At 42.7% G+C, this 24,684-nt stretch carries 21 protein-coding genes, 1 tRNA gene and 1 pseudogene; 12 read left to right on the top strand and 11 right to left on the bottom strand.

Annotated elements, in window-relative coordinates:
- Positions 1-27 precede the first annotated feature (27 nt).
- The 7 genes from smpB (at position 28) to EHO59_RS13305 (ending at position 5,754) form a co-directional block, all read left to right on the top strand.
- Positions 28-510, top strand: coding sequence for an SsrA-binding protein (gene smpB / locus EHO59_RS13335; protein ID WP_135588850.1), 483 nt, complete (start codon positions 28-30; stop codon positions 508-510).
- Between the two features lie 2 nt (positions 511-512).
- Positions 513-1,889: a ribosome biogenesis GTPase Der gene (gene der / locus EHO59_RS13330; protein ID WP_135588848.1), complete on the top strand. Its 1,377-nt coding sequence runs from the start codon at positions 513-515 to the stop codon at positions 1,887-1,889.
- Positions 1,886-2,521, top strand: coding sequence for a glycerol-3-phosphate 1-O-acyltransferase PlsY (gene plsY, locus EHO59_RS13325; RefSeq protein ID WP_135588846.1), 636 nt, complete (start codon positions 1,886-1,888; stop codon positions 2,519-2,521). The genes der and plsY overlap by 4 nt, the downstream gene beginning before the upstream one ends.
- Positions 2,522-2,604: 83 nt before the next feature.
- The gene (locus EHO59_RS13320) at positions 2,605-3,291 is read left to right on the top strand and encodes a hypothetical protein (protein ID WP_135588844.1); all 687 of its coding nucleotides are present in this window, start codon (positions 2,605-2,607) and stop codon (positions 3,289-3,291) included.
- 34 nt (positions 3,292-3,325) lie between these two features.
- On the top strand, positions 3,326-4,378 hold the full coding sequence (locus EHO59_RS13315; RefSeq protein WP_246052904.1) for a bile acid:sodium symporter family protein: 1,053 nt from the start codon (positions 3,326-3,328) through the stop codon (positions 4,376-4,378).
- A gap of 114 nt (positions 4,379-4,492) precedes the next feature.
- Complete coding sequence (locus EHO59_RS13310) at positions 4,493-4,705, top strand: hypothetical protein (RefSeq protein WP_135588840.1); 213 nt, start codon at positions 4,493-4,495, stop codon at positions 4,703-4,705.
- A gap of 134 nt (positions 4,706-4,839) precedes the next feature.
- Positions 4,840-5,754 (top strand): DMT family transporter, encoded by a 915-nt coding sequence (locus EHO59_RS13305; protein WP_135588838.1) that lies wholly within the window; start codon positions 4,840-4,842, stop codon positions 5,752-5,754.
- Here EHO59_RS13305 and EHO59_RS13300 read toward each other — a convergent pair.
- The 7 genes from EHO59_RS13300 to EHO59_RS13270 form a co-directional block, all read right to left on the bottom strand.
- Entirely contained in the window at positions 5,751-5,972 is a 222-nt protein-coding gene (locus EHO59_RS13300; protein ID WP_135588836.1) for a hypothetical protein, read from the bottom strand. The two genes, EHO59_RS13305 and EHO59_RS13300, sit on opposite strands and share 4 nt — an antisense overlap.
- 12 nt (positions 5,973-5,984) lie before the next feature.
- Entirely contained in the window at positions 5,985-7,196 is a 1,212-nt protein-coding gene (locus EHO59_RS13295) for an EAL domain-containing protein (protein WP_135588834.1), read from the bottom strand.
- A gap of 115 nt (positions 7,197-7,311) precedes the next feature.
- On the bottom strand, positions 7,312-8,502 hold the full coding sequence (locus EHO59_RS13290; protein ID WP_135588832.1) for an MFS transporter: 1,191 nt from the start codon (positions 8,500-8,502) through the stop codon (positions 7,312-7,314).
- A 54-nt stretch (positions 8,503-8,556) separates the two neighbouring features.
- Positions 8,557-9,237, bottom strand: a complete 681-nt coding sequence (locus EHO59_RS13285) for a biliverdin-producing heme oxygenase (RefSeq protein WP_135588830.1) — start codon at positions 9,235-9,237, stop codon at positions 8,557-8,559.
- 272 nt (positions 9,238-9,509) lie between these two features.
- Positions 9,510-10,553 (bottom strand): serine/threonine protein kinase, encoded by a 1,044-nt coding sequence (locus EHO59_RS13280; protein WP_135588828.1) that lies wholly within the window; start codon positions 10,551-10,553, stop codon positions 9,510-9,512.
- 67 nt (positions 10,554-10,620) lie between these two features.
- Positions 10,621-11,358: an SMI1/KNR4 family protein gene (locus tag EHO59_RS13275; RefSeq protein WP_135588826.1), complete on the bottom strand. Its 738-nt coding sequence runs from the start codon at positions 11,356-11,358 to the stop codon at positions 10,621-10,623.
- A gap of 110 nt (positions 11,359-11,468) precedes the next feature.
- Positions 11,469-13,295: a motility associated factor glycosyltransferase family protein gene (locus tag EHO59_RS13270; RefSeq protein ID WP_135588824.1), complete on the bottom strand. Its 1,827-nt coding sequence runs from the start codon at positions 13,293-13,295 to the stop codon at positions 11,469-11,471.
- Positions 13,296-13,372: 77 nt separating this feature from the next.
- Between EHO59_RS13270 and EHO59_RS13265 the strand changes: the two are divergent.
- From EHO59_RS13265 to thiH, 3 genes and pseudogenes are all read left to right on the top strand, one after another.
- A pseudogene (locus EHO59_RS13265) lies at positions 13,373-16,087 on the top strand (chromosome segregation SMC family protein); the annotation flags it as partial.
- Positions 16,088-16,165: 78 nt separating this feature from the next.
- Complete coding sequence (locus EHO59_RS13260; protein ID WP_135588820.1) at positions 16,166-16,987, top strand: thiazole synthase; 822 nt, start codon at positions 16,166-16,168, stop codon at positions 16,985-16,987.
- Positions 16,968-18,089: a 2-iminoacetate synthase ThiH gene (gene thiH / locus EHO59_RS13255; RefSeq protein WP_135588818.1), complete on the top strand. Its 1,122-nt coding sequence runs from the start codon at positions 16,968-16,970 to the stop codon at positions 18,087-18,089. The genes EHO59_RS13260 and thiH overlap by 20 nt, the downstream gene beginning before the upstream one ends.
- Positions 18,090-18,115: 26 nt before the next feature.
- Here thiH and EHO59_RS13250 read toward each other — a convergent pair whose 3' ends face one another.
- From EHO59_RS13250 to EHO59_RS13240, 3 genes are all read right to left on the bottom strand, one after another.
- Entirely contained in the window at positions 18,116-18,409 is a 294-nt protein-coding gene (locus tag EHO59_RS13250; protein WP_135588816.1) for a Cys-rich protein, read from the bottom strand.
- Between the two features lie 22 nt (positions 18,410-18,431).
- Positions 18,432-18,505 (bottom strand) — tRNA-Met (locus tag EHO59_RS13245).
- A 124-nt stretch (positions 18,506-18,629) separates the two neighbouring features.
- Entirely contained in the window at positions 18,630-19,892 is a 1,263-nt protein-coding gene (locus EHO59_RS13240; RefSeq protein ID WP_135588814.1) for a hypothetical protein, read from the bottom strand.
- A gap of 306 nt (positions 19,893-20,198) precedes the next feature.
- Here EHO59_RS13240 and glnA point away from each other — a divergent pair, with 306 nt between their 5' ends.
- Positions 20,199-21,620 carry a type I glutamate--ammonia ligase gene (glnA, locus tag EHO59_RS13235; protein WP_135588812.1) on the top strand — a complete coding sequence of 474 codons (1,422 nt, stop codon included), beginning with the start codon at positions 20,199-20,201 and terminating at the stop codon, positions 21,618-21,620.
- 54 nt (positions 21,621-21,674) lie between these two features.
- On the opposite strand, the gene EHO59_RS13230 is transcribed toward glnA, so the two are convergent.
- Positions 21,675-22,433: a hypothetical protein gene (locus EHO59_RS13230; RefSeq protein WP_425460234.1), complete on the bottom strand. Its 759-nt coding sequence runs from the start codon at positions 22,431-22,433 to the stop codon at positions 21,675-21,677.
- Between the two features lie 260 nt (positions 22,434-22,693).
- On the opposite strand from EHO59_RS13230, the gene EHO59_RS13225 reads away from it, so the two are divergent.
- Positions 22,694-24,604 (top strand): alginate export family protein, encoded by a 1,911-nt coding sequence (locus EHO59_RS13225; RefSeq protein WP_246052902.1) that lies wholly within the window; start codon positions 22,694-22,696, stop codon positions 24,602-24,604.
- Positions 24,605-24,684: the final 80 nt, after the last annotated feature.

Raw genomic sequence — 24,684 nt, 5'->3', positions numbered from 1 at the left:
GGAAATATTTCCGCTAGCGATAAAGAGATGGGAAAGAACAAGGAAAAAGATTTAGGCCCTCAACCTCTGGTAAATAAAAAAGCCAGATTCAACTTCGAGCTGATCTCATTCATCGAAGCAGGCATAGTCTTGTCCGGATCCGAAGTCAAAAGCTTGAGAGAAAAGAAGGCGAACCTTACCGACGCCTTTGCAAAGATCAAGAACGGTGAAGTCTTTCTAGACAGCTTCTCCATTACTCCATACAAGAATGGAGGTTATGCGAATCACCCTGAGATCCGACCTCGAAAACTTCTATTGAAGAGAAAAGAAATAGAGAAGCTAGAAAAGCAGGTCAAGGAGAAGGGCCTGGTCCTTGTAGCAACAAAAGTATATTTCAAAGACAATCGCTGGGCAAAGGTTGAACTAGCAGTCGCGAAACCTAAAAAGCTATATGATAAACGCGAAGATCTCAAGAAAAGCGACGCAAAAATAGAAATCGCGAGAGCGATGAAAACCAAGAATTACTCTTAAAGATGTCCTCAAAAAAACGAGTCCCAATTGTAAGCATCGTAGGGCGCCAGAACGTAGGAAAGTCCACGCTCTTTAATGCTCTTCTGAAAAAGAAATTAGCGATCACCGAAGATTATCCGGGAGTTACTCGAGACGTACTCCGGGCAAGAGTCTTGAATCCTGAGAAAGGTCTCGACTTCTTCTTATGTGATACTCCCGGTTTAGATATAGAAAGACCGGAAAGCATGGAAGAAGCAGTATTAGAAAATGCTTTTAGACAGGTTGCAGAGTCCGATCTGGTTGTCTTTCTATTGGATTTCAGAGAGGTCACGAATTACGATTCAAGGCTGATCGAAAAATTCAGAAAGGATCCTGAATTGAATTCTATTCCTTCTCTATTTTGTGTGAACAAGGTAGATCATCCTGAAGAAGAAGCGGATCTGGATTCCTTCTATAGAATGGGTCTTTCTGAAATACTTCCTATCTCGGCTATCGGACGAAGGAACCTTCCGCTTTTATTGGAGAAGATTGCATTCCTTCTTCCCAGCGCAAAGAGAAAGATCGTCCAGTCCGAAACGGAAGAAGAGACTAAGACTTCCGACGAGGATTTTAGTCTGTCCATTGTAGGAAAACCGAATGCAGGTAAATCAAGTTTATTGAATGCACTTTGCGGTTATGATAGAGCTGTGGTAAGTGATGTAGCTGGAACCACCAGGGATTCCGTAGATACTACGGTCACATTCGAAGGAAAAAAGATTCGGATCATCGATACCGCCGGGATCCGAAAGAAGTCGGACAAAGGCGAGGCCTTAGAATTCTATTCTTATCAAAGAACAAAAAGGGCAATCCAAGGCTCGGATATAGTCATTCATCTATTGGATGCACAAAAGGGTTTCGGAGAATTTGATAAGAAGATCGTGTCCATGCTCCAGGAAGAAGGAAAACCTTTCCTTCTCGCTGTGAATAAATGGGACACGATAGAGAATAAGGACAACCAATCGTTCAAGGATTACAAGGAACGTTTACATTCCAGACTTCCATTATTAAGAGAGATCCAAATCGTCACTTTGAGTGCCAAGGAAAAACAAAGGATCCATAAGCTGATGGAGATGACCTTGGACCTTGCCTCTAGATCCAAGAGAAAGATCTCGACTTCCGAATTAAATCAGTCTTTGAGAGCCTGGATGGCGGAGGCAGGAAGGTCCTTCTCTGCGAATCGCCCTCCTAAGATGTTGTATTGCACTCAAGTGTCCATTTCTCCATTTCACCTGATTCTGTTTGTGAACCATGTGGAATATTTCAAATCGAATCTATTGACCTTTATTAAGAAAAAGTTAACTGAAAAATACAATCTGCAAGGGATCCCCATTCGTTTGGAATTGAGGTCGGATCGAAAATGAACGATCTATTTATCCTATTCTTGCCGGTCTCCTTTTTGATCGGTTCCATTCCTTTTGGATTTCTTGCCGCAAAATACTACGGCATGGACATACGAGAAAAAGGAAGCGGTAATATTGGAGCGACCAATGTTACTAGGCTCCTTGGATGGAAAGTAGGATTGCCGGTCCTTCTTCTGGATATATTGAAGGGAGCAATTTCTCCTTTAACTGTGTTTTTATTATTCGGAGAGTCAGCGCAAGTTTTGGCACTTTGTTCGGGAGTCTCTGCAGTCTTAGGCCACATGTTTTCTCCCTTTTTAAAATTCAAGGGCGGGAAGGGAGTGGCCACAAGCTTCGGAGTTTTTGCTGTTCTTGCTCCCGGGCCTATACTCATCACTCTGATTGTATTCTTAAGCCTAAAGAAGATCTTCGGGTTTGTCTCCATAGGTTCGATAGGTGGAGCGATTACTCTTCCCATTTCTTATTATATACTTTCTCTATGGGAAGGAAGAGATTTCAATACTCCCGTCTTCTGGGCCATTTGCTTTACAAGCGGTATTATACTCTTATTGCATAGGGCAAATTTTATCCGCCTCTTACGCGGTAAGGAATTTGCCTCCGATAAGGAAAAATACGGAAAGAGTACCGAATAAGCAGACTGTTAGTCGAAGGTCGCCACTCTTATTTTAGAGTTGAATTTCGAGGCCTTTTACATTAAGATATTTCCGGCACTTCTATGATCCATAAGGAGATCGACGAAAACAGAACTAGAGAGGAAAAAATCTCTAGCTTAAATCGCTTTATAGAACTCCATCCCTTAGTCGAAATCCAGGATCTGTACAAATGGCTCTATTACGGAGAATTTGGCGAGATCGTGATCCAAGAATTCTATTCCGAAAAGAAAACTGCACCTGTTCTTCATTCGATGCTCGAAGGGCTTCGCTCTGATTCAGATCTGAACCTTGCTCCGGAAAGAGTTTGGGAACCTTTAGGCTTCAGCCAAAGATACCTCATGGTGTATCTGACTCCTTATTATAATCTGGAATATCCTTTGATGAGAGTGGTGAACTTGATCCAAAGATCTTCCGCCTTCCAAGGATATCGGATGAGATTCAAATTGGATTGGATCTTACTTAAGGACGAGATCGTTTCCAGGAATATGGGTTTTTCAAAGCAGGACTTTATCAATTTCGAAGACAGAATCCAATTCCATCAATTGCCTGAGCTGGATTTCTCCGATTCATTCAAGGTAAACTATCCTGCGACTACTCGGATTGTTGCCACAAAACTATTCTTTGAATATTTTCCGGAGTTCTCGCAAGAGCCTAAAGGCTTTACGTTACTGGAAGATGAGGCCGGTTCTTCTGTTCCTGAAGAGGAAGAAGAAATCGTATATCCGAGATGGGAAGGAGAGGCGTTGTGAGAGAACGATTTTCCATTTTCTTGGTGGCAGCCAATTGAAGGATCCGTTTCGTAAATTCTTCGAGTATCTTCATAAGCATTTCTTTTATTTCATTTTAGCTTCTTATCTTTTCGGCGGGATCTTCCCCGGACTCGGGTTAACCATTCGAGATATAAATTTCGGGACATTCACTTTCTTGGATGGAGGAAAGATAAAAGTCTCTCTATCTCTGGTTCTTCTTTCATTACTTTTATTGAATGCTGGTTTAGGGATTAAGACTTCCGAACTATTTCATCTACTCAAGAAGCCGATTCTTCTTTTTGTAGGATTGTTTGCGAACTTATCTATTCCAATACTATTTACCTTTCTAGTTTCTTTTCTGATGATCGTCTGGCATAATCCGGACGAAGTGCAGAATATTCTCGTAGGTCTTGCACTAATTGCGTCCATGCCGATTGCAGCTTCGTCTACTGCATGGTCTCAAAAATCAAATGGGAATCTTGCTTTGAGTTTAGGACTCGTAGTTTTTTCTACGATACTTAGCCCGGTTACTACTCCGATCGGCTTGCATTCCATAGGCTTTATCACAACTGGAGATTATTCGGAAGATCTGCATGAGATTGCTGGGCAAGGAGTTGGCGCCTTCTTATTCTTATCTGTACTTCTTCCTACAATTGTAGGGATAGGATTGCACTTTCTATTGCCCAAGGATTCAGCGGAGAAGATTAAGAAACCGATCAAGGAGATCAATCTACTGAATCTTCTTATTTTAAATTATTCGAATGCTTCTGTTGTCCTTCCTCAGGTATTCACAAATCCGGATTGGGACTTTCTATTCGTGATCCTTTTGATCACTGGAGGACTTTGCTCCTTCTCCTTCTTTCTGGGATTTGTGATCGCGAGAGTGTTTAAGACCTCCGATTCGGAGAAATCTTCTTTAGTATTCGGATTAGGTATGAATAATAATGGGACTGGTCTAGTGCTCGCCTCTCTGAGTTTGGCGGATCATCCTTCCGTTATGCTTCCTATTATCTTTTATAATTTAGTGCAGCATATTGTTGCGAGTTATGCGGACAACCGGCTATCCGGAGACCGAAAGGAATTATGACTCGAATCCTAAATCTTTTCCATTTTTCTCGAGTTTCAGGGGTAAGGGTCCGAAATTTCTTTCTTTACAAATGGAAATAGAAAGTTTAAATTTCGTAAAAAAGGAATTCGCAGCATGTTACAAGAAATCAACGCAGCAGGAAGTAATAATCGAGCTGCCAGACAATTCTCCCAATCCGAGTTTACGCTTCAAAATATGCCGGACAGACTTCATCCACTTAGCAATATGGAGAGTGTTGTGACCGCGCCAAAAAGTCTTGCGAAAGTCGGGGTCAATACTGACGACCAAATGGTGCGAAGAGGCTATTTGATCGATCTAAACGCATAAGCTATAGGTCCAACGATATATATGGCCGAATATGTTCGGCCACCAAAGAAACCCGGCGATATTAGTCGGGTTTTTTATTTGTACTCCTCTTTTGCATCCGTAGGAAAAATCTGGTAACGAGAGGCAATCGCCGAATGTTTCAGAGCCAATCCGCAAAATTCTTCTTACTCTTAGTCATCGCAATGATCAGCTGGGGCTTTGCTTGGCCTTCCGCAAAGTCCATTGTAAATTCGGAACCTCCAATTGTAATCGTGTTCTGGCGCTTTCTTGCAACTGCACTTTCTCTCGTGCCTGTATTGATTTGGAGAAAGGACTCGATTGCGCTTCCGGATAAAAAGGCAGTCGTGCAAGTGATTCTTGGCGGAATCCTATACACCATTTATAACCAGTTCTTTTTGCTCGGCTTGAGCCAAGGATTAGCTGGGGCAGGCGGAGTATTGGTCACTACCATGAATCCAATTCTCACATACATAATGGTGCATGCATTTCAGAGAAAGCTTCCTGGATCTAAGGAATTCTTCGGGTTGTGCATTGGACTCCTAGGTGGTTTTCTTCTTTTAAAAATTTGGGAAGGGGATTGGACACTCTTGTTCCAATCAGGAAATGTTTATTTCCTATTATGCGCGTTTAGCTGGGCTATCTTAAGCATGAACAGTCACAGCGCAGGGCAGAAAATTTCTCCGATGGTATACAGTTTCTATGTATTCGCGATCGGAACATTTATAGATTTCTTTTTGGCCTTTCCTTATGATCTAAAAGGCGTATTCGACAACGATCTGAACTTCTGGGTCCAGTTACTTTACCTTTCTGTAATATCTACAACGTTCGGAACTACGGTATATTTCTATGCATCGTCTAGATTGGGATCGAGGACAGCGAGTTCCTTTATTTTTTTGGTTCCGGTAACTGCTTTGTTAGGGAGCTGGATCTTTTTAGGAGAAGTGCCTTCGATAAGCACTCTACTCGGAGGAATACTGGCTATCGGGTCCGTATTCATACTGAATGGAAATCATTCTAAGAAGGATGAAAACGTAGAGCCGGTCGCTTAGCCCCATTTGCTCTTATAGTAATGGGTTCCTCGGGGAGCTACTTGGAATCCTTCCGGATGTTCTACAATCAGGCTGGCCTCTTTTAGATCTTCTAAGTGAGGTCTAAGTTTCCACTCGGTAAGCGAAGTATTCAATTCAAGATCTCTCATAGTAAGAAAGCCTCCGGTATGAGAGGCCTGGTAAATATCCTGCAAGATCTGATTTTGGATACTGCTCATACTGACATGATCTTAATGCAGGCCCGGTGCGGTCACGTCTAAAAATACATAAGCGCCTTGCTCTATCTCTTTGCTGAATACGATCAGATCTTTGACCGCATCCCGATCGAAATAACGATCGCTCATTCCCCAATCCTCCGGCCTTCTCATGGAATCCTGAAGCTGTTTATAAAAGTAAGGAAGATAAGACCAATTCTTGCCGATGCCATGACTCGTTTCTCTAAAAGAATCTTCTCCCGTTCTCATATAGTAAGGAGAAAGTTGGGTGCCTTTAGAATCCGTTATGTATACTCTGTGTATTTCCTTAGATGATCTGAATACTGTATATGCATCCACCAAGTATCGGTTTGCGATTTTCAATATAGGAAAGGGATCCAGGAATTCCTTAAGAGTGACTCGTACCCTTCTTTCAAAAGCAAGCTCACGTTTCATCTGCTCCATCTTCTTTTCATGAAAGAACCGAACCATCTCCTTGATAGAAAGAGAAGGCTCCTTTCCATTTGCTAATTCTGGTCCAGGTTTCAATAGCAGGAAGCCTTGTAGGAATCTTGCACCTCCTTCCAAAGCAAAATATAACTCTTCCTGGGTTTCTACTCCTTCGTAAAGAACAGAGGCTCCTAAAGAAAATGCAAGATCTCTAATATGTTCCATTACCTTTCTCACGGAAGGAGAACGAGATGAGGCCCGAATTAATCTAAGATCCATTTTGAGAAAGTCAGGTCTAAGGAGTCCGACTCTTTCTATCCCAGAAGCCTCGGATCCAAGATCATCTAACGCGATCTTGAAACCGTATGCTCTAAGTAAGTCTACAGCAATACGAAGAGAATCCAAGCTGCCTGAAAATTCCTCTTCCGTAACTTCTAAGATGATCCGGTTCGGATCAATATCGTATTCTCTTGTTAAGCGAAGAAGGCGAAAAGAATCTATTCTTTCATTTTCTAATTCTCTATACAATCGATTGGGGGAAATATTCAGAAAAAGCCTGGAGGAATCCGGAGAAGATTTCAATTTTTCTAATGCTTTCTTCCAAATCCTTTCTTCTAAAAATCCAAGCTCTTCGTCCGAAAGTTCAGATTCGGAAGAAAAGAGTGCGCCTGCGGATTCGAATCCAGCTTCTGTCTTTTTGCGAGCGAGGACCTCATGGGCGAAGATTCCACCATCCTCCACAGAAAGGATTGGCTGAAAAAAGGGGATTATCTCGGTTTCAATCGCCTGAACTTGCATCCTTCGCTATATTAGATTTTTTAATTGTTATATCAAATGTAACCTGGTAGGAACTCCAGCAATCTCAGGATTTTAGATGAATATATTATTCTTATGATCAATTAATTGTACATAATCAAACTTCTCTCTTAAGGATGCGAGAGAAGAAGGGTAAGGTGCAGATTACTAATAAAATTTCAAGACTTCCAAAAAGGATTCCTGTATAAGCAAGACTTTCCTTCTTCCATCCGGCTTGTAGAAATTCTTCCTGGATTCGAACGGAAAGAATCGGACCGAGCAAAAAGCCAAGAGAACCCATGCCTGTAAAGAGAGTCATAACGCTTGCATTCAGACTTGCCGGTGAGAATGAAGAAGCAAGTCTCATTGTGGGAACATACATGATTCCTGCGCCGATCCCACAGGCAATCATGCAAATAGAAAGACTTAGATAAGAATCCAAAAATCCTGTTGCGGCTTGCGCAAACCCATAGATCGTCGAGCCGACCCAGACGAGAGAGATAGAGTTCCAAGTTCGGGAGAGAAGAGCCGAAGGGATAGAAAGAAGGCTCATGAGAAGGAACATTGTTCCGAAGAGACTTCCTACTTGACCGGGATTAAATCCAAGGTCCTCTCTGAGATGCATATTCATTGAACTAAGGAAGTATCCGACCGTAAATCGATCCGTAAAATGGAATAGAAAAGGAATGAGAAGAAGAGGGGAAAGACTTAAGACGGAGCTTGCATCCTTCCATTGGATTTTTTCGTATCTCTGTATATTCTTTTGTTCTAATACACTAAAACTAAGAATTCCTAGGCAAAGTAAGATCCCTCCTCCTACAAAGAAGGGGAGAGTAGGATTTCCATTCCCTAAAAAACCTAGACTTTGACCGACACCTCCTCCCAAAGTAAGAAGAGTTCCTCCGATTCCGAACAAAATTCCTTTATTATAGAATTTTGATTCTTTATCCTTTTCTCTGTCTGAAAGGCTCGCTAGGAGAAGGCCGATAACGAATATGTGAGCTCCGCCTTCTAAAAAGCGAAGAGTGAATAATGAAGCCTGGTCAGGCATGTAAGGAAGAAGTGCCAGAAAAATCGCATCCAAAAGGGAAAAGATCCCGATGAGAATCTTTCGAGTTCCTAAACGATCCGAGAGCCACCCCGCAAAAGGGGAAAATACGAACGAACCTAACATAGCCGCACTTTGGAACCAAGCAACTCCGTAGGAGTTTCCGCCCAATCTATCTTTTATAATTTCTTTATATACAGGAACTATGATGGTGACTGGAAGCATCGCAAAGAAAATGAATGCCAAAGTAAACCAGGGCATTCTTTCCGATCGGTTCGTCTTAGAGGGTATATCTATCAAACGAAGGGACAAATGTCAATGCCTTGCAGGACTTGCTAAAACTTCTTCGAATTTTTCTCTACCAATAGAAGAGATTAGGGTATCTTCTAACTCATCAAATATGGCTTGGTTCAGTTGAAAGACTCTATTTGCCTCGTTTACTATGTTTTGTTTTTCTTCTTCCGAAAGAGGAAGATCATCCAGCGCCTTTCTGTATCTATCCTTGAAGTCTTTAGGACTGGAGATCTCGGGAAATTCATAAAAATCGAGTCCATTGGTTCCTTCAATGCCAAGTGCTTTTGCTGCGACCCTTTTTAGGATTTGTCCCCCGGAAAGATCCCCTAAATATCGAACATAACTGTGAGCCACCAAAAGCTCAGGAGAGGAATTTGCGATTTCTATAATATGATTAACGTATGCTTCCGTTGCTTGGCTCGGCTTTGGTGAATGTTCGGGTAAAAAAAAGTGAGTGAAATCTTTTTCGATCTGATTCTTTCTATATAGCTCCGGAAAGTGGATCCTGCGTAAGATTGGATGGTCCTTCTTTTTCTCAAGTTCGCTTTCCATTGTAGAATAAACGAAATAAAAGGCTTCTAAGTGTTTGGAATAGCTTTTAGGCTCTAGAACCCCTTTTATGAAGCAACGAGTAAAAGCGGAATTCTCAGCGGCTGTATGGGATTCTGAAGTTCCCTCTCTTAATAATTGGGCAAGGCTCACTTGTTTTCTCCTGACAGTACTGTGACAGATGTTTTGATTCTAGTTCTGAGAGTCAATCTCAATATTGCGAGATTTGGGAGAATTCCGAAAGGATGGAGATAGGCCCCGCCCTGGTTGGGTGGGGGCCGGAGCGAAGCGGTGGTACCTCGCCGTTAGCGTAAAATCGCCTTTTTCACAAGCGATTTTCTTCGACAGCATTTCCGTGTGGGAACTCCTTCCTCTACCGGTAGGAACAACCTTCCTTCTTCTACAAATCTAACTTACCAGACAGCTTACTCTAGATCCCAGAAGAAATCCTTATTGGTAAGTTCGCTTTCCTCGGATCTCGAAGCTGGGGATCTCTCTTCCGTTGATTGTGGAAGTTGAAAGGCAAGTCTTTCTAAATCGGTCGTTTCCTTCTCCCAGTATTCGTCCGTCCCGAAATGAGGAAAAGCATTTGGAAAGGAAGGATCTTCCCAACGCTTTGCGATCCATGCAGAATAATGAATATAGCGTAACCCACGTAACGGTTCTACTAAGTCGAACCAAGTATCTGAGAATTCTCGAAATTCTTTATAGCCGGAAAGAAATAATTCTCTTTCATAATCGGATCTAGAGTCTCCAAAGGGGAGAAGCATCCAGAAGTCTTGGACAGCGGGACCGGTTACAAAATCGTCGAAGTCGATGAAGCAAAATCCGTCCTTGGTGTGGATCAAATTTCCTTTATGACAGTCTCCGTGTATTCTATGGAGGGGAATGGATTTGGAAACTTCGGTATATCTGTTAAAGATCTGTTTGCAAGCAGCCTCGTGACGAGCCTGTAAGAATTTCGGTAGGAACGCCTTCTCTTGTAAGAAACGCAAAGGCTCTTCTCCGAAATTCTTTAGATCCAAATTCAATCTATGTTGAGAAGGTTTAGATGATCCTATATTATGGATTCTTGCGAGCAATCTTCCTAAGATAGGAAGATTTTCTTCGGTAAGTTCTTCGACCAATCTTCCTTTTTGGAGAGGCCAGAGTGTATAATAAATTCCTTTTGTTTCCCTAACTGTGACGCCATTTTCCAATGGGAGTGGTGCGATCACTGGAATCTCAGCTTCTTCTAACTCTTTTAGAAAAGAATGTTCTTCTAATATTTGATGGAGTGTCCAGCGAGCAGGGCGATAGAATTTTACGACAAGTCTTCCGCCTTCTTCCAAGCCTACATCGTAGACACGGTTTTCCAAACTGTTTAAGGCGAGGCAATGTCCGGAGACTGGAAATCCCGCATCTTCTACAGCTGTCAAAACGGAGTCTATGTCCAGTCGGTTATAGAATTCTTTGCCCGGAATCTCCATGATTGCTAATTTCTACATAGAAAATAACAATCATAGGATTTTTTATTATTTTGCGGCCTTGTATTCGTTAACCCTTAAAATGAGCATATAGCCATTTGAATAAAAAGATTAGAGCAACCCCAACTGCAAAAGTAAATGCTTGGATGATTCGCCCGTAGAAGCCAAAACCTTCAGGCCTTTCCCATGTAAGTACTTCAAACCAGAATTGCTTCCAATTGATATTTGCCCAGTCGATTCTCCAGCGATTTTTTCTACGAGCTTCGATGGACGCATCGATTGCAAGTTGCGTACGCTCTTCTGCTTTTAGATCGCGGATCCCGAGTTCTGGATCGAAATATAACTCTTCGGATTCTAAGCCTTGGATTAAGTTCTCGAGATAGGTCTCTAAGGATTCAGCTTGTTCTTCTCGTTCCGGAGAATCGTGGATGAATTCTAATACTTTTCCTGTTTTCTTATCTAAAACTAGGAGATCTCCAACACTATTGAGACCGAAGGGATACCAGTCTTTGTCCCACCAAGGATCTTCCAGGCCTTCCTTTTCGGCCATCTCGTCCCATTTTTCTTGGATTGCTAATTCATCCATCATCTCTTTGTCTCGGATTGCATCTGCAAAAGGCATGAAGGAGTAATACAAAAATAAACTCGGAAATTCCTCATTTTGCCCATCTGCTATGGAATATAGTTTTTGTAACTGTGAGGGAAATTTTTTAGAAATCGTTTGCGATCCCGGATTGAGTAATTCGTTCGTGTTTCCTGTTGTCTTCCAAGTGAGTTCGTAAAGCTGTTGGAGTAATTTCTTGAGCATATAGATGCAAACTGTGTATATGCAAATGTAAGTAAAGTCTGAAATTCCGGATTTAAAAGAGGAAGGAATCGATTTGTTGGATAGACAAACTTTGAAGGAAACGATTTTCCTTAAGTTTCACCAGCCAATAATTTTCTTCTTAAACCGGTAAATTCTTTTAAGATCGCACTAATGAAGAGTTGCTTCTTTCTGGTTTCGTCTAACTTGTCTTTGTGACGAAGTATATATACTTCCGTTTTTCGGATCAGATATCTTAGATCTTCCCAGGGTCCTAATTTTTCTCGGAATAGAGAAAGTAAGGTCTCGTAAGATTCTTCCTGGCGAGAAGGGTCGGAGAAAGTCTCCTTTACCTTGTCTATAGTCTCCAAAAGGTCCTTTTTAAAGTTCGTAGGAGATCCTACAAGATCCTCTTGGATGATCTCCGGCTTCCATGCAGGGAGTTCCTGCCAGAAATATCCATGCTTCGGAAAGCTATCTAAGATCTTGCTTGCCTCTTCCGGAGTTACGTTTTGCGCATTCTCTATTTTAGCGCCTTGGGTATTTACATTATAGATAGGGAAATTTAAGGATTTGGCGGATTCTTCGAACCAATGTCTGTACAAATCGAGAACGTAATCAGTCAATACCTCGCCGCCTGTAACGGAGGGAACGTATCTGGTATCTCTTTTTCGGACCACTGCTTCATTGATTTTTTCTAAACTCATTTTTCTGGTCAAAAGAGTTAGCCATTTCTCATTGTGATGCGTTCCTGTGGAATGGATTTCTCTTCCGGAATAGGCAAGGTCCTGTCCCACTAGAAAGCAAGGTTTGCAACCGATCCCTCTTAATAGATCGAATGCGGTTGTAGCCACGCTTCCTCCGGACTGAACGTCTCCGATTGGACCGAGCAAGGATTCCGCGCTAATACTTCCTGCAGTGGCTTCTCTCTTTAACTCTCCAGAAGCATCCACCAAATACTTTGCAGTGATGCTATGAACTACCGATTTAAATTGCAAATTTCTTAATATAGGAGGAGAGCTGACAAGGTCGGCAAAGAGGGGAATTTTGGATGTATCTTCTCCCAAGAAATGGAATACGGAATGGGTTTGCGCATCCAATGTCATGATCCCATCGGGAATGATTCCATGTTTGAGCAATACTTTGAGAGAAGTATCACAAGACATTATAAAAACCTTATCTCTGATGGAGCGTATCCATTCGCATTGCCTTCTTAGGTTCGGTCCTGCTGATACTAAAAGAGAAGGAACTCCTTCAAACTTTTCCTTTAAGAATTCTATTCTAGTCTTAGGATTCGGAGGAGATAAAAAATTCGCAGTGTTTACGAGAGAGTTTCGGACCCAAATTCTTTCGAATTCGAATTTGGTAAGTAGATCGCTCATTTTGGAAGAAAGGATCTTTCGGAGTCGTATATCCGTTTCTGCGTAAAAGACTTCCTCTAAGGTGACGCTTGCTGCATTTCTCAGGATTCGAATTCCGGAGACTCTTTCCACAGGAAGGGACTCCAGATAATTCCAAAGTAACGGAAGAGAACCTTCTCCTAAGAATAAATGTCTGCCCGGGATTTCCATGACAGGTTCGAGCCATTCTTCCCAAAGAGGAAAGATAAGATCTTTTTCTTTATCTATGAGTAACAGTATCTGTCCCGGTTCTAGTTTTGCATTTACCTCTCTGATCAGATGAGGATTGCCAAGGCCTAAGATTGCGACTAAGTCTGTGGATTGGATCTGAACCGAGTCTGTTTGGCGTTTTGCTTGGGTAAGAGGAGCCACAGAACTCGCGAGTGCTCTTCCATTCCTGCTGATAAATACTTCTTTCTGATTCTTTGCGGCTTCCAATCGGAACTGCAAGGGCTCTGTGGGAACATTCTGGAAATACAGACTGAGATAGGGTTTTTTCCCGAATATTTCTCTTGTTTTTTCCGGGAGATCGTGAGACATAATACTCCTAGGCATTCCAGAGTCCGCCCGATTCTGGTCACTTGCAATCAATTTCCCAAAGAAACACAAAAATACATATGTATCTGAAAAGCCTGAATATTGTTGGATTCAAGACCTTTGCGGACGAGACGGAAGTTCTTCTCGATCCGGGATTTACCGCAGTTGTAGGACCTAACGGTTCTGGAAAATCGAATATAGTCGATGCTTTAAAATGGGTCTTCGGTGAAAAATCCGCCAAAGGCCTTCGAGGCGATAAGATGGATGACGTCATCTTTCACGGTTCGGAAGCGAGAAAGCCTGCTGGATTTGCGGAAGTAAGCGTAGTCTTCGATAATTCTTCCAAACTCATTAAGATGGATTATCCCACCATCAAGTTGACCCGCAGATTGTATGCGGATGGAAATAATGAATATCTAATTAACGATTCTAGAGTACAGAGAAAAGAGATCGAAAAGATCCTTTTGGATACCGGTATCGGAAAATCCAGCTATTCCATCATGGAACAGGGAAAGGTGGATCGAATCCTTCATTCCAAGCCGGAAGAACGCAGGCTGATCTTCGAAGAGGCTGCAGGTATTTCCCGCTTCAAGATGGAAAGGCAAGAGGCACTCAAAAAACTTTCCGATACGAATCAGAACCTTCTTCGCATCCAAGACATCATGAACACCATGAAGAAGGAGATGGAAGTCAAGGAGAAGCAAGCGGAGAAGGCAGAGGAATATTTCCGCCTGAAACAAGAGCTGGATGAGACAGACAAGATCATTCGTTATCTCAAATTTTCCACCTTAACTCGCAAACATGAGACTTCCGAAACCGAACTGAGAGAAATCAAGGAAAAGAACCGAGTTCTTTTAGAAAGGATTTCTGTAGAGACCGGAAGGATCGAAGAGCTGGACCAGCAAAAATCCGATCTGGAAAAGAAGGTCGCCGAGATAGACAAAAAGCTTTTGGATCATCTTACCCAAACCCAGATCCAAAAGGATAAGGTAGAAAGTAATAAAGGAATCATTCAGGATTATGCGGATCGGATTTCCGATATCAGAGAATCCTTAACTAAGGAAGAATCGGCTCAGAGTCTTCTTCAAATCGAGAAAGAAAAGCTCGAAAAAGAATCTGTGGATCTAGAAGGCGAAAGTAAAAGCCTGGAGATCGGAATCGAGGAACTTCGTAGGAACAAGTCCGAGATCGAATCTAAGATCGAAACCGAAAATAATTCCATCCAAGAGAAAGAGACTCGGATCCAATCTAACGATAAGCGCCATGTGGAATTGAGAGAAAAACTGAAAGAAGTCATCTTCGATCTGATCTCTCAGTTGGAATCTCGCAAGAAGGAAGCACAAGCCACAGAAGAGGAAAGAAATCGTCTGAAGGATCTTCTCTTACAAGAAGCGGATCGTATTTATTCGCTTGGTTTAGATATGCAATCTGCTGTTTCTTCTGCTGGGGAAGAAATGAAAGATAAGATCTCTTATCTTGTGGGCAAACTTGGGATCGAGCAATTTCGTTCTCAATTGGGAGAGTATTTCTCCTTAGAGGATAGCATTCGTAGCCTTCTATTCGACAGAGATGGATTTCTTTCCCAAAAAGAAGGTCTCGACCAAGAGATCGAAGACCTGATCTTAGAAAACGAAAATCATACTCGTTCGATCAAGGAATCTGGAATTAATATAGAAACCTTACGAGAAGAAGCGGAGAATATCCGCGAAAAAATCGTATATCTCGAAAAGCGTATCTTGGAATTGAACTCTGAGAGAAATTCCAAACTAGAATCCGCTAAATCTCTGGGAGAAAGGATCGAAGAGACTCAAAAAAGAATTCTTTCTGCTCAGGATTCCATGAAGACGCTCGCTACTAAAAAGACCGAGTTCGAAAAGGAAGTAGTGGAGCTGGAGCTACAGATCGAGAATCGATACAACGAATTCTTAGAAATGAGCCGAGCTTTAGATTCGGAGAAAGAAGCTCTTAGAAATATAGTAAAAGAGATCCAAGGATTAAAGAACGAGATCCAAAAGAACCAAGAGGATTACAAAAATCTTTTCCCAATCCTAACGGAGAAGGAGAAGGCGGTTTCGGTCTATAAGGTCCAATTGGAATCCTTCTCGGAAGAATTGTACAATGATTATTCCATCTCAGAACAGGAATTGTCCGACGAATTCAAGGACAAGAAAGTGGAGAAGGGAGAGAGTGAATCCAAGCTCAAGCGTCTTAAGTCCGATATCCAGATGCTCGGTTCCATCAATCCTCTTTCTATAGAGGAATATAGGAATGTAAAAGAGATCTATGAGCATCATAAGTCTCAAAAAGAAGATATCGAAAGATCCAAAAATGATATCGCAGAGATCTTGAAAAACATCAACGAAGAGTCCGAAAAACTCTTTAGAGAAACTTTCGAAAGGATCAGAGAGAATTTCCAAGAGACCTTCTCCACTTTATTCAATGGCGGAAGGGCAATGCTCGAACTCGTGGATGGAGAAGACAGCCTGAACGCAGGAATCGAGATCATGGCAGAGCCTCCTGGAAAACATGTGCAGAACCTAAGACTTCTTTCCGGTGGGGAAAAATCCCTGACTGCAATCGCACTTTTATTCGCGATCTATATGGTGAAACCTTCTCCGTTCTGTTTCTTGGATGAGATAGACGCGGCTCTGGACGAGGCGAATAAACTTCGATTCTGCCAGATCTTGGATAAGTTCAAGGATAAGTCCCAGTTTGTTGTGATCACTCACGCTCAGTCTACCATTCATAGAGCCAACTCTATCTTTGGGGTCACGAATGAGGAACCTGGGATTTCTAAGATCATCAGCTTGCGGCTAGATGAGGCTCGGGAATTTGCGGGAAGTGGCAAGGCTGTTGAAGCGGTTTAAGCTTCTATGAGTTCGCAAATACAGCAGGACGATTTGATCATCGCGGGAAGGAGATTCCATTCCCGTCTATTCCTCGGGACAGGAAAATTCTCTTCGGGTTCCGCTTTAAAAGAAGCAATTCATACTTCTTCTACAGAGGTAGTGACTGTAGCACTCAGAAGAGTGGATCTGGATTCTAAGGAAGATGATATCCTAACCCAGATCGATAGAAAGAGTATATTACTTTTGCCGAATACGAGTGGGGCCAGAAACGCAGAAGAAGCGATTCGCCTCGCAAGACTTTCCAGAGAACTGGGAGGCGGGGATTGGGTAAAGTTAGAAGTCACTCCGGATCCAGTGTATCTTCTTCCGGATCCGATAGAGACATTGAAGGCAGCAGAGATCTTAGTAAAGGAAGGATTTCATGTGCTTCCTTATATCAACGCGGACCCGATCCTATGCAAACATTTAGAAGAGGCGGGTTGCGCAACCGTTATGCCTTTAGGCTCTCCGATTGGGACAAACCAAGGAATCAAAACTCTTGCGAATCTAGAAATTATCATCGAACAGTCCAAGGTTCCCGTAGTGGTGGATGCAGGACTAGGGCTTCCTTCTCACGCGGCTCAGGCAATGGAATTGGGAGCGGACGCAGTGCTTGTAAATACTGCCATAGCAATCGCTAAGGACCCTGCCCAAGTCGCTTACGCATTCAAGTTAGCTACGGAAGCCGGTAGGATCTCCTACTTGCATAGCGTCACAAGTGCTCGCCCCTCGAAAAAGGCATCTGCCTCCAGCCCTTTAACAGGATTCTTAGAAGAAGAAACCAGAAATGTACACGGAGCTGTTTGATCTAGTTTCCTTTTCCGAAGCCAGGGAAAGGGTGCTCTACAAGACTTCTCGCGATGTGAGATCCGCTTTGGACAGATCTCATTCAGGCAAACACCTTTCCTTCGATGAATATCTTTCTCTCATTTCTCCAAGTGCAGATCCTTACTTGGAAGAAATTGCCGAGCTAACCTTAGAGTGGACCAAGAGAAGATTCGGAAATACGATCCTTCTTTATATGCCGATGTATCTCTCGAATGAATGCAGATCTTCCTGTGTTTATTGCGGATTCAGCTATGAAAATAAAATTCCCCGCAAAACCTTAAAAGAAGAAGAGATTCATGCGGAATCCAAGGTTTTGTATGAGAAAGGCATCCGGCATGTGCTGATACTTACCGGAGAAGAATACTCCATTACAAATTTAGAATATTTATGTTCTGCAGTCCGTATTCTTAAATCTTATTTTGATTCCGTTTCCATCGAGATCTATCCTATGGAAACCGAAAAATACGAAGTTCTTATCAAAGAGGGAGTAGAAGGTCTCGTAATCTATCAAGAAACCTACGATCCGGAAACATATTCAAAGTATCATCTCAGAGGAATGAAGAAGAATATGAGATACAGGCTCGAGGCTCCCGACAGAGGAGGAAGGGCAGGCTTTCGTAGAATAGGAGTTGGAGCCTTGCTCGGATTATCCGATCCTTATGGAGAAATGTTCCGTTTAGGAGAGCATGCTCAGTATCTTACTAAGGAATATTGGAGAACAACGATCCAAATCTCCCTTCCTAGAATGAGACCGGCAGAAGGAGAATTTGATCTCACCATTCCTATTTCGGATCGGGAATACGTAAGATTCTTATTTGCCCTTAGGCTTTTTCTTCCCGATAGCGGGCTCGTGCAATCTACTCGAGAATCCATCCGAATGAGAAATCATTTGGCAGGAATGCCGATCACTCACATGTCCGTAGAATCTAGAACGGATCCCGGAGGTTATTCTGGGGGAATGGAATTAAAACAATTCGAGATAGAAGATTCGAGAAAGATCCCCGAATTCGTGGAAATGTTAAAGAAGAAGGGACTCGATCCTGTATTTAAGGATTTTGATCGAGCCTTCTTAGAAGAGTAAAACTCTCCTAAGAAGTAAGAAATGAATTACTTGTTCGATTTGCTATTGTAAGCGCTGGTCAAGCAAGTATTGAAAGCAGTGCATTGGCCATTATGAGCTTCGTAGCAGGAAGTTACAGCAGAGTAGTTCTTGCGGCAAGTGTTCAAGCAGCCTGCAGCGACCTTGGTTTTATCATCTGCACCCAGTTTCTTCTTAGCCTCTACGCAAGTCGTATAGAAATCGCAGATTTGATTACAAGCTTGGCTCTGAGCGCTCAAGCTAGAATATCCGAAGAATACGGAGTAAATTAGGATCAAAGTTAAGAGGATTGTTTTTTTCATGAATGATCTTCTCCAGAGGATCTAGCGACGCAGGGATTCGAACCCCGGACCTGCGGATTATGATTCCGACGCTCTAACCAGCTGAGCTACGTCGCCGCTTATTCCTAGGGAAAGTCCGTTTAGACTTTCATCGGTCATTTTTTTCGAAAGACCGACCTTGTCAAAGATTTCTCTTTGCTAGAGTTCGAAACATTCCCTGGGGCAAACGGCCTCAGTTTTCCTATTCTGACCTCTTAGAAAGAAGATCGTTCCAGCTTTCGGGGCTTTTTCCGTTCGGATCCAGCTTGAATTCGGTCAATTTATTTCTTTCCAAGAGAAGATTTTCCAAATCATTCTGTAAGGATTTTCCGATCTCTTCCGACGCTTTTTTTAGCTCATCGGGAAGGGATACTTGTGAATGAGCTCCAATTCGCGACAATAGATCCGGGACCAGGGCTTCTTCTATTTCCTTTTTTCTTTTTTCGGAAAAGGACTCTATTCTCTTCTTCCAATCGCTGTATTCCCAATCCAATCTCTTAGATAAGAATCGATCCGTGCGATCTCCATACTTATCGATCAATCGGATCGTCCTTTCTTGAAAGAGTATATCGATTCCTTCTTCTTGGGAGTGAGGGATTTGGGATTCTTTTTGGATCCATTCGGCCAATTTGGAGACCGCATCTTTTGCCTTCGGTCTTTCTTCTATCCAAAGAGAAACTAATTCGTCGATCGCTTCCACAAAAATGGAAGCGAGTATCACGAGTTGCAATGCAAAGGAAAGATAGGAAGAAGGATGAAACTTTAATGTACCTTCTCCAGATGTTTTACCTAAAATGGAGAGCAGGCTTCCATATTTGGAAACGGCTCTCATATAAATAAATTGGAATAGGGAAGAGTTTAGTTCCGATGTACCGAAAGATTTCAGTTCTAATTCAGTGACACTTTCCGCATCTGCCAAAGAAGCTAAGAAGAAGATTTGTCCAAAAGATAGAGGGGAAGAGATTCGTTTGCCTCTTTCTTTCTTTTCCCAAAGTTTGCTCGCGAGTAAAACGGAAGTCTCGGTCCCTTCTTCCATCCAAACCAATTGAGGAATAAAGAAGTTCTCCTCTTCTAGAAAATGAGAAAGCTGGAGTTCTAACTCTTCGATCTTTTCTACAATATGATAGTAATGTTCAACGATACTATCCTCCGAAGTGGTCCAGATACAAACCTGATTTCCATAAAGCAAAGGAGGAAGAAGATAAGAGAGAGAGATCTCTGCGGGAAGTTCGGAATTTTCAGAGATCCGATACGAATCTAAGAGTTTGCGACGATCTTGGTCCAGAGGACAATCACTGAGGGAAACGAATGCATATTCTTCTCCTCCTTTTTCTTCTGCCCAACTCAGAACGGATTTAAAATACTCCTTTGGGTCCGGCACTTGGGAGCTCCCAGTAGTGGAATTTGGAACATTCAAATCAAAAGGACTCGGCCATTGTGGGATCGGATGCATGTTTTCTCTCATGATTATATTTTGAGCGTAGTGTACTGATCTAATACAGAGCCGGATTCCAAGCCGTCTTCTACCCAAGATTCTAAAAATCTAAAGAATCCTTAGAATTGGAGTTTTTTACTGATTGCCTCCGCTTCAAGGATTTTTAGCGTAAGCAAAGCTGCTTTTCTGGGTCATCTCACGTTTTTTAAAATGAGAGAGAAGGAAGCTCTGATGTGTTCTCGGGTTTGGCACATCTTTTGCATACTGATGGGCAGAACACGCTTCATGCGTGCGAATTAGAGACCCCTAGTACAAACATATAGGAGACAAGTATCAATGGCGAAAAATGCCGCAGAAGTGATCGCTTTCGCAAAAGCGAACAAGATTCTTTTCTACGACTTCCGTTTTACGGATATTAAAGGAGCTTGGCACCACGTTTCTTACCACGTAGATTCAGTAGACGAAACTACTCTTAAAGGACTTCCTTTCGACGGTTCTTCCATCCCTGCTTGGCAGCCGATTCACAAATCGGACATGCAGTTGATCCCTGATCCGACTACTATCTTTTTAGATCCTTTTACTGCAGATCCTACTCTTGTAGTTTTCTGCGATGTATGGGATATCTACAAAAATCAACCGTATGAAAAATGCCCTCGTTCCATCGCTAAAAATGCGGTGAAATACCTGAAAGACTCCGGGATCGGTGACACTGTTTATTTCGGACCAGAGAACGAATTCTTCCTCTTTGACGGCCTCAAAGTAAGAGACGCGATCAATATCCAATACTACGAATTGGAATCTTCCGAAGGTATTTGGAACTCTCACACTGATCTGCCAGGTTCTATCAATACTGGACACCGTCCAGGAACCAAAGGCGGTTACTTCCCAGTAGCTCCAGTGGATTCTCAAGTAGATCTTCGCGCTGATATCGTTAAAACTCTTCACAAGATCGGAATGGAAACTTTCGTGGTTCACCACGAGGTTGCTCAGGCTCAAGGAGAGATCGGAGTTAAATTCGGAACTTTAATCGAAGCAGCAGATAACGTTCAAAAACTGAAATATGTTGTTAAGAACGTAGCTCATAAATGGGGAAAAACTGCTACCTTCATGCCTAAGCCTCTTTACGGAGACAACGGTAACGGTATGCATTGCCACCAATCCATTTGGAAAGACGGCAAAAACCTCTTCGCAGGAAGCGGCTACCAAGGTTTGAGCGAGCTTGCTCTGCACTACACCGGCGGCGTATTGAAACACGGAAAGACTGTTGCAGCATTCACTAATGCTTCTACTAACTCTTATAAGAGACTTCTTCCAGGATTCGAAGCTCCTGCGATCCTCGCTTATTCCGCTCAGAACCGTTCTGCTTGCGCACGTATTCCGTTCGTTAGTGGAGAAAAAGCGAAACGCGTTGAGTTCCGTTTCCCTGATTCTTCTGCGAACCCTTATCTCGCATTTGCAGCATTGCTTATGGCGGGACTTGACGGAATTCAGAACAAGATCGATCCAGGACCACCTCGGGAAGAAGATTTGTTCGAACTTTCTCTGGACGAAATCCGCGAGAAGGGCATTCAACAAATGCCTCATACTCTTAGAGAAGCTGTCGAGCATATGCTTGCTGGAAAAGAGATCTTCAAAAAAGGCAATGTCTTTACTGAAGATTTCATCCAAACTTACAAGGCTTACAAATTCGAAACTGAAATTTGGCCTTGGGAAGGACGTCCGCATCCTTTCGAGTTCCTTACTACTTATTCTTGCTAACCGCAAAGATAAGTTTGGATCAAAAAAGCCCCGAGTTTTCGGGGCTTTTTTATTTTAAGGGATCTGATCGAGATTCGGTTTGTCCGCTTCCGGATATTTTGTAAGATATTCCCCGACTACTTCTCTCTTCTTAGTCAGTTTGGATCTATGATCGGAGATGATCTGGCCGAAATCTAATTTACCCATGATGATCTCATATCTTTCGGATTCTATAGTTCCTAGGTCCAGATCGTAGTCTATCTCTGACGCTTCATCAGCGTATTTTCTTGCCGCTTCCCAGTAAGGTATGGCTTCCTTATAGAATCCGTCTGCAACTTCGAAGGACTGTTTGAGCTCGTGTGCAAAATCTAAATTATAAAAATATAAATGTCTTTTATCGAATTGAGATGCAATCCTCATATAGGATCTCATGATCTGAAGATTCATGTGCATGAATATGAGAAGCCTATACTTATGGTATTCTTCTTCGTTCTTAACGGGACAGAGTGCGTTTCGTGGATGGCGAAACCTTTTCTTGAGTCCGGCTTTTAGGAAGAATATATTCCTTCTAAGCTCGTTCTCTTTGTAGTGCAGTTTGAGCCCATACATCTCGTAGTAGTCTTCCAGAAATTTAGGTTCCCATTTGTGCAATTTGTAAGGGACCCAGTCTGAGAATTTTGTGTACGGACCATTCTTCTCATATTCGTAGTTATAATCTATATCCGTTTCGGTGCTTACAGAGACCGGAATTGAATAGGCATCAGCGAAAGGACGCAGGAGGAGAAGTAGGCTAAAGCCTAGATAGAGTAGGACTGATTTAGTGTTCCTGCGCATTCTTTTTTGTTTATCGGTCTTTTTTTAGATTTCGGAAGTCCTAATTGGGTTTCGAAATTGGCTCGTTCGTTTTCTTTTGGCTCTTACTTACGGGATAAGAATGACCTTATTTTGGCTGAAAAAACGACCTCTATAAATGCGGAAAGGTTTCTAAAAAAACTCCGAAATAACGAATAAGTTCTTTACAAATTCCGTTAAACGAAAATTTATATCCGCTATATTAGATATTAGTCGAAAATAAAGGACTGCCTATGTTAAAAATGAAACTGCTTCCAGCCCTAGACCGACAGAGAAAAGCCTTAATGCCGAATCGGCTGTTTGGGCTGATTTCCTTCCTCTGCTATATCAGCATAGGTTCAGTCTTTGCTCAAACTCAGGATACAAAACCCGCCGATTCGATTTCCCAGGCCCAGACCACGGAACAGGCTGCCCCTGTTCCTGCAAAAGCCGCCGAGGAAAAGCCTGCGGCTCCCGCTGCGTCTAACGAAACAAAGGAGAAGGAAAAAGAGAAGCCTCCCGCTCCTCCTTTTAAGAGTCCTTGGAAGGGTAAGTTAGATGGAGAGCATCTGAGCAATTTGCTCTTAACTCCAGAGCACCAAGATTCAGTAAAGAAAAGCTCGAATCTTTGGTTAACGGATAATCTTCGTTTTGGTTTTCAAATCCGTCCAAGATTCGAGAATTTTAATAATCAGGATTTTGATAAGTCCACAAATGATTCCAAGAACTACGTTACTCAAAACACCCAGTTTTGGACTCTCTTGGATATAAATGAATCCTTCGCAGTGAAATTTACCATTCAGGATTCCCGCATGTATGGACAGTACAAGGATCCAAGTGGGACCGGTTATGGTCCTACTGCCTTTACCAATTCCATCGGGACTGTGTATGATACTACTAAGTCTCCATCGAATCAGGTTCCAGTTAAGAATAATACGGATGTCCGAGAAGCGTATGTGGTTTGGAAGGACTTCTTACCTTATACAAAAGTGTATTTCGGTCGCCAGACTTTCTCGTATGGAGATTCAAGGATCATCGGTTCCAGAAACGATAGCCAGATCGGTAACTCTTTTGATGGAGCAAGGATCGCTTTCGATACTAAGACTTGGTCAACTCACGCAGGTTATGCGATCCTTTCTGAAGAAAGCTCCGGACCGAACGGTTTCTTAACTGCAAACAGCCAGAAGGTTGGGGGAGCCACCGCTCTAAATGACACCTATCTCGCTTTCCTTTACAATTCTTGGAAGCCTTCCGAGGATATCGTAGTGGATGCGTATGAGATTGGAGTGATCAAGAAATACAATACGACAACTTCCAAAACCTTGGATCCGAATACTAGAACGAACGGAAGAGATAATCTTCTGACTAGCGGTATTCGTCTTAGTAACAGGACTGCTTCTGGTAGAAGTTTGCCTGCGGGAAAATCCTGGGACTGGGGTCTTGAATATGCAGCTCAAACAGGTAGCACAGGACAGAGCATTGATGCTTCTTGGGACCAGCTTAACACAACCATCGGTAGCGGGGCAAATAAACATGCCGCATACAAGGAGACTGTTCAGCACGATGCTTCCTTCTTCGTAGCTCAAACAGGTTATACGTATAAAGGCTTCCGATTGGGAGTTCAATACGTGAGAGCCTCGGGAGATCCGAATAGAGGAGATGGAAAATCTGCAACCTGGGATCCATTGTTTGCGACTCGATCCGGAGGGTTCCCTTATTTCGACTCTGGAAACGGTATCGCGAATGCTGCCTTCTGGGCGAACGTGCGCACTTCTTCCGTTCATGTTCAATACTACAACGAAGATTACGGAAGATTTATCTTCGCAATTTATGATATTCGCAAGGATAAAGTCCAGGACGCATGGTATGACGGAAATAGGAACCAAGTTACCGGTGCCACCGGCTATGACGCGAACGGAAACTTCGTGGCAGGAAAAACGGTTACAGGAAGTACTGAGAACTACTACAACAATACCTACCTGAAAAATTGGCAACCTGGCCACAGGTTGATGCTCGAATACGATTTGATTTATATCAAGAAGGTAAGCGAGTACTTGTCGATTTGGGCGGGAGCCACCGTTCTCTACGCGGGAGACGCGATCAAGAACCAGAAAGAATATAACTTCGGGAAAACGAGTACATATTACTCTTTCACGTTACAGTTTGCTATCTAAAGGATCTTCTTCCGGGCCCGGTCTTTTTTTCGAAGGACCGGGCTTTTTCTAGTCGTACTACTCTTCCAATTTAGTCAAAA

The organism is Leptospira semungkisensis, assembly GCF_004770055.1.
Classification (GTDB): domain Bacteria; phylum Spirochaetota; class Leptospiria; order Leptospirales; family Leptospiraceae; genus Leptospira_B; species Leptospira_B semungkisensis.
This window is presented reverse-complemented; position numbering and strand designations above follow the sequence as displayed.

Bases quoted from the DNA above. Each gene is read 5' to 3' on its own strand.
- smpB (WP_135588850.1), top strand. From the start codon at position 28: ATGGGAAAGAACAAGGAAAAAGATTTAGGCCCTCAACCTCTGGTAAAT.
- der (WP_135588848.1), top strand. From the start codon at position 513: ATGTCCTCAAAAAAACGAGTCCCAATTGTAAGCATCGTAGGGCGCCAG.
- plsY (WP_135588846.1), top strand. From the start codon at position 1,886: ATGAACGATCTATTTATCCTATTCTTGCCGGTCTCCTTTTTGATCGGT.
- EHO59_RS13320 (WP_135588844.1), top strand. From the start codon at position 2,605: ATGATCCATAAGGAGATCGACGAAAACAGAACTAGAGAGGAAAAAATC.
- EHO59_RS13310 (WP_135588840.1), top strand. From the start codon at position 4,493: ATGTTACAAGAAATCAACGCAGCAGGAAGTAATAATCGAGCTGCCAGA.
- EHO59_RS13305 (WP_135588838.1), top strand. From the start codon at position 4,840: ATGTTTCAGAGCCAATCCGCAAAATTCTTCTTACTCTTAGTCATCGCA.
- EHO59_RS13300 (WP_135588836.1), bottom strand. From the start codon at position 5,972: ATGAGCAGTATCCAAAATCAGATCTTGCAGGATATTTACCAGGCCTCT.
- EHO59_RS13295 (WP_135588834.1), bottom strand. From the start codon at position 7,196: ATGCAAGTTCAGGCGATTGAAACCGAGATAATCCCCTTTTTTCAGCCA.
- EHO59_RS13290 (WP_135588832.1), bottom strand. From the start codon at position 8,502: ATGCCCTGGTTTACTTTGGCATTCATTTTCTTTGCGATGCTTCCAGTC.
- EHO59_RS13280 (WP_135588828.1), bottom strand. From the start codon at position 10,553: ATGGAGATTCCGGGCAAAGAATTCTATAACCGACTGGACATAGACTCC.
- EHO59_RS13275 (WP_135588826.1), bottom strand. From the start codon at position 11,358: ATGCTCAAGAAATTACTCCAACAGCTTTACGAACTCACTTGGAAGACA.
- EHO59_RS13270 (WP_135588824.1), bottom strand. From the start codon at position 13,295: ATGTCTCACGATCTCCCGGAAAAAACAAGAGAAATATTCGGGAAAAAA.
- EHO59_RS13260 (WP_135588820.1), top strand. From the start codon at position 16,166: ATGAGTTCGCAAATACAGCAGGACGATTTGATCATCGCGGGAAGGAGA.
- thiH (WP_135588818.1), top strand. From the start codon at position 16,968: ATGTACACGGAGCTGTTTGATCTAGTTTCCTTTTCCGAAGCCAGGGAA.
- EHO59_RS13250 (WP_135588816.1), bottom strand. From the start codon at position 18,409: ATGAAAAAAACAATCCTCTTAACTTTGATCCTAATTTACTCCGTATTC.
- EHO59_RS13240 (WP_135588814.1), bottom strand. From the start codon at position 19,892: ATGAGAGAAAACATGCATCCGATCCCACAATGGCCGAGTCCTTTTGAT.
- glnA (WP_135588812.1), top strand. From the start codon at position 20,199: ATGGCGAAAAATGCCGCAGAAGTGATCGCTTTCGCAAAAGCGAACAAG.
- EHO59_RS13230 (WP_425460234.1), bottom strand. From the start codon at position 22,433: ATGCGCAGGAACACTAAATCAGTCCTACTCTATCTAGGCTTTAGCCTA.
- EHO59_RS13225 (WP_246052902.1), top strand. From the start codon at position 22,694: ATGAAACTGCTTCCAGCCCTAGACCGACAGAGAAAAGCCTTAATGCCG.